The organism is Methylocaldum sp. (genome assembly GCF_035627495.1).
In the GTDB taxonomy this organism is placed as follows: Bacteria; Pseudomonadota; Gammaproteobacteria; order Methylococcales; family Methylococcaceae; genus Methylocaldum.
In genome coordinates, this window is the sequence record NZ_DASPLO010000116.1 from 1 (window position 1) to 11,196 (window position 11,196).

Genomic DNA, 11,196 nt, shown 5'->3' on the forward strand with positions numbered 1-11,196 from the left:
AGGCTCTCTTGGCTTCATGCAACCCACCCGAATTTGCAAGAAATCGAAATCAAATGACTGGTTTTCTTGCAAATTGTACCAGCCAATATGCAACGAATCCGTATATGTGTCAGTGTGTTAGAAATACTTCAGGGCTGACTACTTACCCAACATGAACACGCTCATCCCTGGTTTTGCTCAGCAATTGAACGCGGGTGAAATCCCCATGACGGGTGTCAAAACCGTTCAAGACTAACCCTCTTGATCAGTTAATCCCGGATGCGGCGCTAGTGCAGTCTGCCGTTAGACGCTACCAAGCGCAGCCCCACGTTGAGCATCGTTACCCTGTGGCCGAGCAGATGGACACTCCCGCGGCGGCGGTTATCGCCGGTATCGCTGTACTCAAAAGAATAAACCCGCGCCAGCACCATTCTTCCGTCTTCGTTCCTTTTGAGCCGCAGACTGCTGAGAGCTATTGTTTCATCGAGCAGTTGCAGTCCGTCCGCTTCACAAGTCTTTCGCACGGCCTGGATGCCGGCTTCGCGTGCCGTGAAGCTATCGAACCATAGCCAGGTGAGCCCTCCCAAAACGAGGAGAATGACAATGTCCACGATAAATCACTCCAATGGTATCTAAGAAAGCGGAGTTCCGTTTGCGCTGCAAATCGGAGGTGTCATGTTGCCGTACCAGCGCATCACGACCACCGGGCATTTGGAGACCGGTGCGTTGTGGAAGCTGATGCTTTGTGTCACCGGTTTAGATGCCGTGTTGCCTCTCGGATAGCAGATCACATGGCGAGTCGATGCGTGCTTTGGGGCTGGATCGAAAAGTGGCAGAGCACCACTTCCCAGTCATTGACCTGACAACAGCTTTCCCATTCGGTTCCCTGGCATTGCCGCTTACGGCGATGCACGATGGCGCTGATGCGAACGCTTTCGACTTCGCCGGCGGGCATTTCGAACTGCTTCGACAAGCGTCCCACGATCAGCCCCCGCCGGTTCTTCAGGACCCAACGGTTATTGACCTTGGCCAGTTTGAGCGGATCTCCGACCTTGAGCGTCCCAATGGCCCGGTGTACCGGGTCGGCGGTGCTCTTACGACCGGCAAACCCGAGATCCACATCCGCCAAACCCAATTGGACATAACGCTTATTCAAGGCGGCCTGAGGTTCGGGAAACTCCGTTAACGGCGTCCTTACACTAAACTCACTGTCCTCCAGCTCGCCGGAAAAGGGATTCGGCCGTCCGATCGCTTCATACAGCGTCAGGGTTTCCTGGGCGCGGGTCATGGCCACATAGTAAAGACGACGTTCTTCGCCTTGCTGATCGGTTCGCCAATCGCCCCCGTCGAGAATCAGCACATGCTTGAATTCGCGGCCTTTCGCCCCGTGAACCGTGGACAGAGTCATTCGCCCCGCCACCCGGTGGCGGGATTCGCTGCCGTATTCGTATACCCAGTCGAGAACCTGGCTGATCGGGATCGGTGTGCCTCTCCAGGCATCCTCGAGCTCCAGAATGCAGTGTTCCAGCAGTTCCAGCCAAGGATTATCCCCCGACCGATCAAACCGTTTTCGGACCCATTCACGGAGGGCGCCGTTCCGCAGGAGTTTGCGTTTATGCCTGTGTAACAGCTGGATGAGGCTTTGCCCTTCGCGCGTTTGGTGAAGCTCCGGCTGGCCGCTGGACTGGCCCGTTTCGGCCAGCCGATACGGAATCGCCGTCCACTCGCAATAAGCCCGGACGGGTTCGAGGGTGGCATGGGTGCGGGCGAGGACTGCGAAATCGGACCAGTCGGCTTTGGGGTCGAGCGCCTTCAAACGCTCCAATTCGCGCATCGCAACTTGGGTTTGCCGGTTACGATCCTCCGGAACCTTCAGAATATGAACCCGGCCTTTCGCGACCGGATCCAGCCGTTCCCAGCGTCCACCATTGGGGTCATCGTGGCGCGCGTGATTGATCCGGATGGGGTAATCGACTTTCAAGCGATCGGGACTCCCTTGGATGATGGCGTTCGCGGCCGAAATGATGTGCGTCGTCGAGCGGTAGTTTTCGATCAGGTATTCGGTTTTGGCCTCGTAATCGGCGGCGAAACGCCGAATGAATTCGACGTTGGTTTGGCGGAAGGCATAGATGTTCTGATCGTCGTCACCGACCGCCATGATCGTCAGCTTCGCGTCCCGGTCCTGCTGGGTCCGGCCGGTCAAGGCACTGATCAGCTGGTACTGGAGATCATCGATGTCCTGATACTCGTCGACCAGCACGAATTGATAACCCCGTAACAGGCGTTCCCGCAATTCATCCGGGTCGTCACCGATCTCCGCTTTTCCCTCTAGAAGAGCGATGGCCTTACACAGAATGTCATCGAACCGGAGTTCTTGCCCCGTCTCGGCTGCGACGGCCAGGCTGGTGCCGGTCAAACGCATCGCGAGCGCATGATAGGTCAGCACGGTGACGCCGTAGGCATCATTGCCCACCAGGGCGTAAAGCCGGCGGCGGACCTCATAGGCGGCGGCCCGATTGAAGGTCAGCACGATCACGCTCTCAGCCGGGACTCTCAACACGCGCAGCAAGTAGGCGACCCGGTGGACGATCACCCGGGTTTTGCCGGATCCGGGGCCGGCCAGGATCAAGCGGTTTACATCGGTCTTTTCCGAAACCAGACGCTCCTGAGTCGGATGGTGCAGCTCGGCGACGATGCGGCGATAGGACTCTTCCGTGGTCGCCAAGTCCAGGATCTCCCGCCGGCTCGCAAAATACTCCCGGATGAACCGCGTTTTCGGCCAGCTGAAATAAGCCGCCACATAGGCGAGCGCATCGCTGAGTTTGTCCAGCCCCTTGCGGGCATACTCCTGAATCACGTGAACCTGGAAGTTCTTTTCCCGATAATGTTCGTAAAGCGGCTCATAATCGCTCTGCACGAAGCGCCGCTTGGCTTCTTCCGGAAGCAGTCGAATGGTCATGGCGGATCGGAACACCGTTTTGCCGCGATCGACGATCAGCACCTGATTGTCGTGGAGATAAAGGAGTCCTTGCTCCAGCGCGGCGGTGACATCTTTCAAGCGTCCGGCCAAGACGAAGTCTTCCTTGAGCACCCGGGTGAGATCACCCATGCGGCATTCGACCCGCAGGTCAACCCCTTGCAGGCTCGACGGGAGGCGTCCGAGAAAATGGAGGAGCAGGCTTTGGGCGATATCCCGACGCTTCGCGGCAATCTCTTGAATCTGAGCCCAGGACCTCCGAAGCCGGACGCGCAAATAATCCCGCTTCACCACGCGGACCTCGAACATCGCGCGCATCGCCTGCGACTCGCCGAAGGCACGGCTCATCGTCCGCAGCAAGCTCAGAAGCTCATCCGGCAGCACTTCGCAGTCGGTGTGCCGTCTCAATTCCTGGCAGAGTTGACGAAGATGCATATCCTGCCAATCCCCTTGATCCGCCTCCGGCGCAAGCTCGGGTAACAGGGCCAACAAACCGGCTTCCAGTTTGATAACGCGCTGCAATCGATCCTGAGACGAATCTTTCACCCCTTTCCGGAGCAGCACCGTCATGCCGATGTCGTTCGACAAGACCTGCAACTCTTCCAATTGATGCAAGATCCGGATGCACTCGTCGCTGGAGAGTCCGCTCTCGATCATCAACATGTCGGTGCTGATGCCTTCGTCCGCGTCGGCGTTCAGGATGATCGTGACCAGCGTCAGATATTTCTTCCGGACCTCTTCGGAGAGATTTGCTTTGCGAAGGCGCTTTTCGACGTCTTCGAGCGAGGCGACTTTCAAGCTCGCCGGGAAAACCCGCGTGTGGTTTTCATCCCGCTCCAAAAACCGGCGGCGTTCCAACCAAGCAATGGCGGTCTTCACCTTGGTGTCGGCGTCGGGACTCTCAGCCTCGATTGCCGTGGTCAACGACTCCTCGGCCAGAATTTCCCCCGGTGTCACCACCACCTCTTCCGATTTGGTCCGCGCCGAGCGCCGGCGCAAGACCCGAAGGATTTCGGCGATGTCTTGCCGCGTCAGGCGGGAGCGGGCGGCCAGGGAAAACTGGGTCTCGACATCTTCTTCGTCATAGAGGAGAACGCAACGGGCGTCCCCGCGATCCCGACCGGCGCGCCCCGCCTCTTGCAGGTAATTTTCCAAGGAGCCCGGCGTTTCCGCATGGATCACCATCCGGACGTTCGGTTTATCGACGCCCATGCCGAACGCGTTGGTGGCGACGATGACCCGCAATTCACCGTCGATGAAGGCTTTTTGGACGTCCTTCTTCAGTCCCGGATCGAGGCCCGCATGAAAATGCGCGCACAACCACCCCATGTCCTTCAAAAAGCCGGCAATCGCTTCCGCGCTGCCGCGCTTCGCGGTAAACACGACGGCTCCCCCCGGCACGTCTTTAAGTTCTTTTTCGAGCAGGGTGTGGATCAGCGGAAACTTCTCGGCCTTCTTGACCGGCAGGACTTCGAAATGAAGATTGGTGCGTTCGTGTCCGCCTTCGAAGTGATCCAGTGCGATGCCGAGGGCCTCCCGAAAATGCGACGCGAGATCGTGGATGACTTCCAGCTTGGCGGTGGCCGTGAAGCAGTTGATGGGCGACAGCGGATCCCGATAGTGTTCGCGGATGAAGCGGGAAACATAGAAGTAATCCGTGCGGAAGTCATGCCCCCACTTCGATAGACAGTGGGCCTCGTCGAATATCCAAGCGCCGATCTGCCGGTACTTGATCGCGTCCACGAAGCCGCGGTTGCGGAATTGTTCGGGCGACACCAGGAGAATGCCGATGTCCCCGAGGCGAATTTTTTCGAGGACATCCTTCCGCTCGGGCATCGACAGCAAGCCGTTCAAGGCGGCGCCGCAAAAGATGCCCTGCTTGATGAGGTTGTCGACCTGGTCCTTCATCAAGGACTGGAGAGGTGAGACGATAATGGTGAGGCTTCCATCGCGCCAGAACCGCGACAGGGCCGGGAGTTGATAACAGAGGGACTTGCCGCCGCCGGTCGGCAGAATCGCCAACAAATGTTCCCGCGCCATCCCGGCCACGACGATGTCTTCCTGAAGCGATCCGCCCGTCGCGTTTTGGGGTTCGGGACGGAAGGCCGTGAAGTTGAAGAATCGTTCGAGTTCGGCCTTGGCATCGTGATATTGATTGCAGTACGCGCAATCGCTTCGGCCGCAGGCCGTGTCTCGGAACTCCCGGATGAGTTGGCGGGTTCCGGGGATCTGGTGCAAGACCCAAGGGGGCAGGACGGAATTGCCGCCCGACACGCGGAGCCAGGCCAGGACATAGGCCAAGGGCAAGCGACTGTCGGCGTGATTCATATCGTCGGTTAGCAGTCGCTGAAGACGCGTGGAACAGACCTTGGAACCGGCGAGGTTCAGAAGAAAAGTGCGTACCTCTTCGAGGCGCGGTTTCGGAGCCCGCCTCACGACGGAAAACAAGCGGTCGTAGTCGGCGTTGGGAACTCCGGCCAGCAAATAGTGATAACAGGCGAGTTCTTCGGGGCTTTGGCTGTGGAGCTGTTCAAACGCTTCGACTTGATCGCGGAATAACCGAAAGCTCAACCGAGCGTCTTTCAACGGATCGTTCCGGGAATCCTTGATGAGTTTGTAGTCCTTGACCAGGCTGTGGTAGGGATTCTGGGGAAAGGCGAGCGGCGAAAGCCAGAGCGTATCGATGACGGGAAGCTCAAACAACGCGAGGTCCGGGAAGAGCAACTTCAAAACGGGAAGGTCGTGCCCCGTGATATTGTGGCCCAGGAGGAATGCCGCTCCGGAACTGAGCCGATCCAATTCCGCCCGCACTTCGGCGGTAGAGAACGAACCCTGAAAGTGGCCGTGTTGCTGAGTATCGGCGCGCCACACGCCGACTTTGGTGAGCTTGATCTCGGGGCCGACCGACGTTTCGATGTCGAGACACAGGGCTTTGGGGCGGAACGGGGCTTTCTGAATCTGTTGCTCCATGCGTGCTTTCAAAGGCCGATCATTCGGATTGAGGCGTCTGTTCGTCTTGGAGTCGAACCGCCAAATTCGTGAGCCGCCGGGCGGATGTCTGACGCCGGACCGCCAACGCCAGCGCTTTGGGCTGCGCGATCAGGACCACGAGTTGCTTGCCGCGCGTCACTCCAGTGTAGAGGAGATTCCGCTCGAGGAGCGTGTAATGCTGCAGCGCCAGGGGAATCACCACCGCCGGGTATTCGGAGCCCTGGGCCTTGTGGATGCTCGCCGCATACGCCAGGGCTACTTCGTCCAATTCGCCGAACTCGTAGGGAACGTTCCGGCCGTCGTAGTCGACGATCACCTGGCTTTCCTCGAGATCGATCCGAAGGATCTTGCCGATATCGCCGTTGAACACCTCCTTGTCGTAATTGTTGACCCGCTGCATGACCTTGTCGCCCGGCGCGAAGATAGAACCGAAGCGCGTCAGCTTGGGTTCGCTGCGGCCATTCAAGCGCTGCTGCAATTCGACATTGAGCGCCCGCACGCCGAGTCCGCCCCGGTTCATCGGCGTCAGGACCTGAACGTCCTCGATCGGATCGAGGTGAAACTTCTTCGGAATCCTTATCGTCACCACCTCGATCAGCGTATCGAAGAGTTCCTCCGGGGTGTCCGCCTCGATGACATAGAAGTCGCTGGTGTCACCGAGCGGGGTCTTGATCGGTCGTTGCCCTTGATTGATCCGATGGGCATTGACGATGATCTTCGAGGTTTGCGCCTGGCGGAAGATCTCGGTCAGGCGGACGGTTGGAATCACACCGGAGGCGATGAGATCGGCCAGGACCGCGCCAGGACCGACCGAGGGCAGCTGATCGACGTCGCCCACGATCAAAAATCCCGCCGCGGTCGGAATGGCCTTCAGCAGCTGGTTCATCAAAACGATATCCATCATCGAGGCTTCGTCGATCACCAGCAGGTCCGTATCCAACGGGTTTTCATCGTTACGCTTGAACCTGAATTCCTTCGGATCGAATTCGAGGAGACGGTGCACGGTTTTGGCTTCCAGACCGGTCGATTCGGTCAGCCGCTTGGCGGCCCGCCCCGTGGGGGCACATAAGAGCACCCGCGCTTTTTTCGCCCGAAAGATCTTGAGGAGGCTGTTGACCAGCGTCGTCTTGCCGACCCCAGGTCCGCCGGTGATGATCGCCACCTTGCTCTTCGCCACCACCTGAACTGCTGCCCGTTGGGAGTCCGAGAGCGTCAGCCCGGTCTTCTCTTCGACCCAGGCGATGGCCTTGTCGGTATCGATCTCGCCCCAGGGAGTCGGCCCTTCGAGCAGCCGCTGGAGCTGCTTCGCGCACCCTGATTCGGCACGATGGAGGCTGGTCAGGTACAGGGCCTTACGATCGCCCACGGCGTCGCCGATCAACTGACCGTCTTCAAGCTCCGCATCGATCGCCTCGCGGATCGTTTCTTCCCGGATCGCCAGCAACGGCCCGGCTATCTCGACCAGCTGATCCCGATAGGCGGCACAATGGCCTTGCTCCGACCACTGCTGCAGCACGTGGCGGATCCCGGCTTGAGCCCGCATGAGGGAATCGGCGGGAATCCCGAGCCGCTGCGCCAGGGCATCCGCCGTCTTGAAGCCGATGCCGTGGATGTCGAGCGCCAATCGATACGGATTCTCGGTCACCTTGAGAATGGCTTCATCGCCATAGGTTTTGTAGATCCTGACCGCCCTTGAGGTGCCGACGCCGTGGGACTGGAGAAAAACCATGATGTCCCGGATCACCTTTTGTTCGGCCCAAGCGGTGGTGATCCGTTCCCGGCGCTTGGGACCGATGCCTTCGAGTTCCGAGAGGCGTTCCGGCGTCTCTTCGATGACGTCGAACACCGCCTCGCCGAAGGCTTTGACCAGCTTCCTGGCGAAATGGGGTCCGATGCCCTTGACCATCCCCGAGCCCAGATACTTTTCGATGCCTTCCAAGGAACTCGGCGGAATGACCCGGAGCTGGCGGGCCTTGAACTGTAAACCGTGCTCCCGGTCATTGACCCAGATGCCGAGGCACTCGACCTGCTCGCCCGCGGTGACCGAGGCGGCGCTGCCGACCACCGTCACGAGATCGCGCTCGCCCCGGACCTTGACCCGCAGCACGCAAAAGCCCGAGGCATCGCTGTGAAAGGTCACGCGCTCGATGGTGCCACTGAGGTGTTCGGTTTCAAAGGGAGAGGAAGGCAATGACATGGCAGACTGGGATACGGGTGAATAGGGCTCCTCGGGATCGAGTAAGCTACGCCGCTTTTTGACGATAGTCCTTTGCTTATTATCCCTGAGGCATAGCGTATTTTGGCTACGGTTCCACTTAGGTTCCACTTGCTTTTGAAAACAGTCGCAGCTGGGCTCTGCGCCCAGTGATCTGCTTTGACCAAAACAACTCAGGTTTACGTGGAAAGGGGTGAGACGGCCGGAGAAGCACTGTAATCTCTTTTACAAGAGCATTGTCTCGACAACATTGTGGGGTGGTGTCCACTGGTCAAGCACCAACGTGCCGAATGGTCCAGTCGTTCCCCTGATGTGTGTTTTTGTTGGTCGGTCCGCCCCGCAAATGATCGAGCGCTTGAGCGCTGGCTATTCTCAGGTGCCGACTGCCCGCGCTCTGCGTTCACTTAATGATCATGTTCACGTTACGTGAACAAATGTTGAGATGTGAACATGCCGCTTCGTCATCCACAAGAATCTCTGCGTCACAAAGAGCAAATCCTTTTGGATCATGCCTTAGAAGTGCTTCAGGAGACTACTCGAAGTGCTAGGGGACATTGAGAAGGTAGGGTAAGCCTTTGCCGACCAGATTAAACAGTCTCAGACTGACTGGTAGGTAGTTTCACGAGGAGTCTTAAAAGGCGGAGCTGTTCGAACTGTGAGACATCTAACTTACTAAATACCGCCAAAATAGTCACTTGATCCCTACAGGCTCCTGTGAGTGCCGGGGTTCATGCCCCCGGAAAGTCGATTCAACTCCGACTGTTTTGCGTCGAAAAAGAGAAGGCAGAACAGTAGTGTTGAGGGGCGGTGGGGACTCTGCCTTCTGGGTAATGCTTTATTCGAGTGTGGCGGATTTAGAAAAAGAATAAGGCGGGTGCACTTTAGAATGAACCGCAGGCCTTGGCCGCGCTCGGAATCCGGGCGCCAATCGGCAATCGGCAATTACAGCTTCCGTGCGACCGGCATGACGGTCTATCGGGTAAATGGCGGCGCACGAAAATCCCCGCACACCGAAGTGCTACGACAAGACCCAAGAGCGCCTGACGGTCGACGAAATCGAGCACATACAGCTCTCAAAGGCTTGGAGCGTCCCCTAGGAAAAGAGCGCTTGTCAACCCTGGCCGGACCTTCGCTGCCAAATTTCAACGTATTAGCTAAGGGGTGTCCGCCTTACGGACGCCGACCGAAGCACCGAAACCCACGCCACCTCGAAACCTTCAAACGGCGCCAGGGCGGGCTGCCCGCTTGAGCATCCGGCTCCCCGAATCTGCTCCGGACGATGAAAGGGATTGGGTGACTTTCGCAATATCTTGAGCGACGATTTTTGAGTTCATGATGAAGGTGTGAAGCGATGGAACCGTTTGCACGGAAACCGACGGCAGCATCGTTTCCTTGACCGTCAGGACACCATCGTTGGGCTCCTTTCCAAACGGCGAAAAGAGTCCAGTCGGGCCACCCGTTCCCGCATAGATTTTGGTGGGCACATCGGGCAGCGGCAATGAGTCCATGAATTGGTGGCTAGCCAGGAGTTGTCCCATCTCCCCGGTAAACAGACGGTAAAATCGGCGAGAGGCGAATGTGCGAGCGGCCAGGCAGGCCTGAGTCGGCGGGGACAGAAGGAAACAGGCCACCGGCTTTCGGTTGAGCTTGGATAGCACGGCGCGGGTCAAGACCGTCCCAAGCGAATGGCTTACAATGATAAAGCGGTCTGCCCCGGTGTGCTTTTCAATAAAGTGTTCCAATCTCGTAAGGCAGCCCGCCCAGCGCTCGAGCGTCGCCGAATAGCCAAACAGAACGGGTCGAAACCCCAAAGCACGAAGGCGTGCAGCCAAGATCAACATACCCGCTGGTGTGCGGCCCATGCCGTGGATAAGAATGGCGCGCATCTGTGTACCTCTGATCAATGGCCTGACGTTTGAATTCAGCAGCCCGCTTTAATGGGGCCGTTGGCATGAAATATTAGACATCTTTCCCCTCATTCTGACGAGACAGGTTGCATCGAGGGGCATTGGCGTACCGCGACTTAAGACTCATGCAGCCGCCAGATTGTCACCACCAATGACTTAGGCGCCGAACCATCGCGGGATCCCGCCTAGCGCCACCATACATTTTTAAGGCCCTTCTATTTCGGTCAAATTAATGCCGCTGGGATGGCCTATAGACAAAAGGCGGCTGAGGGGGATAAACCCTGAGTCGGCATCGGTCTCAGGGGAATTCGATCACGCGGGTTCAAGCGAACGGAGCGGGTTACACCTATCATCACGGTCAAGACGGACGGCACGGCGGTGGGTTACCACTGGTATGACGCAGGGTTTTTTCGACGATATGCTCTTCCCGCAGGTCAAAGATGCCGTCAAAGAAGCCGTCGTGGACGGTCGATGGGCCCCCGCCAGCACGGTACGACCGCGCATTACCGGAGGATGATTCGTCTCTTGGCATCCGCCCTGAACGACTCGGTAACGCGGAAGCTAACTAGAGCCCAAGTCCTTGAGCTTATTACAATTATAGGCTGGTGCGGATGCTTAAGGAAATACGGGCGGTCTCGTACGTAACTCGTCCTAATGCATTCCGGTTCCGGCCATCCAGTCACCACAGCGAGCCATTTATAAAGTCTGGATTCTTATCCAATCCCCGTAAGTCCATTTAGGACAGCCGGAACGCGGTGCAAAAGCTCGCAGTCTCAATTAGGAAGCAGGTTCGGTCGGCAGAGCCTAAGGATTTTCACAAGGAGGTTTCATGGAACAGGCACTCACGATTGTCGTATTTTCCCACCTGCGCTGGAATTGGGTCTGGCAGCGGCCGCAGCATCTGCTGTCCCGCTTGGCCAAACGGCACCGCATTCTCTTTATCGAAGAGCCCGTGTTGATCGAGGACGGCCGAGCGGCCCATTGGAAGCTCGACGAGCCCGAGCCGAACCTGCGGGTCTTCACGCCCTTTACCCGGATTCCCGAAGGCGGCTTCCACGACCATCAGCTTCCGGTGCTGAAAACCTTGCTGGATGACCTCGCCCACCGCGAACGGCTCCACCACCCGG

5 protein-coding genes are annotated in these 11,196 nt (G+C 58.0%); 1 reads left to right on the forward strand and 4 read right to left on the reverse strand.

Annotation, left to right across the window (positions count from 1 at the left end; genetic code table 11):
* Positions 1-266 precede the first annotated feature (266 nt).
* The 4 genes from VEB01_RS09575 to VEB01_RS09590 form a co-directional block, all read right to left on the reverse strand.
* Entirely contained in the window at positions 267-590 is a 324-nt protein-coding gene (locus tag VEB01_RS09575; protein WP_324874896.1) for a DUF3301 domain-containing protein, read from the reverse strand.
* A 176-nt stretch (positions 591-766) separates the two neighbouring features.
* The gene (locus VEB01_RS09580; RefSeq protein ID WP_324874898.1) at positions 767-5,926 is read right to left on the reverse strand and encodes a RecQ family ATP-dependent DNA helicase; all 5,160 of its coding nucleotides are present in this window, start codon (positions 5,924-5,926) and stop codon (positions 767-769) included.
* A 19-nt stretch (positions 5,927-5,945) separates the two neighbouring features.
* Entirely contained in the window at positions 5,946-8,144 is a 2,199-nt protein-coding gene (gene recD2 / locus VEB01_RS09585) for an SF1B family DNA helicase RecD2 (RefSeq protein WP_324874899.1), read from the reverse strand.
* A gap of 1,235 nt (positions 8,145-9,379) precedes the next feature.
* A complete protein-coding gene (locus tag VEB01_RS09590) occupies positions 9,380-10,048 on the reverse strand; it encodes an esterase/lipase family protein (RefSeq protein WP_324874901.1) in 669 nt (222 codons plus the stop codon).
* An 850-nt stretch (positions 10,049-10,898) separates the two neighbouring features.
* Between VEB01_RS09590 and VEB01_RS09595 the strand changes: the two genes are divergently transcribed.
* On the forward strand, positions 10,899-11,196 hold a 298-nt coding region (locus VEB01_RS09595), incomplete at its 3' end, for a hypothetical protein (protein WP_324874903.1).

Excerpts from the sequence above, each read along its gene's own strand:
- VEB01_RS09580 (WP_324874898.1), bottom strand. The coding sequence starts at position 5,926 with ATGGAGCAACAGATTCAGAAAGCCCCGTTCCGCCCCAAAGCCCTGTGT.
- recD2 (WP_324874899.1), bottom strand. The coding sequence starts at position 8,144 with ATGTCATTGCCTTCCTCTCCCTTTGAAACCGAACACCTCAGTGGCACC.
- VEB01_RS09590 (WP_324874901.1), bottom strand. The coding sequence starts at position 10,048 with ATGCGCGCCATTCTTATCCACGGCATGGGCCGCACACCAGCGGGTATG.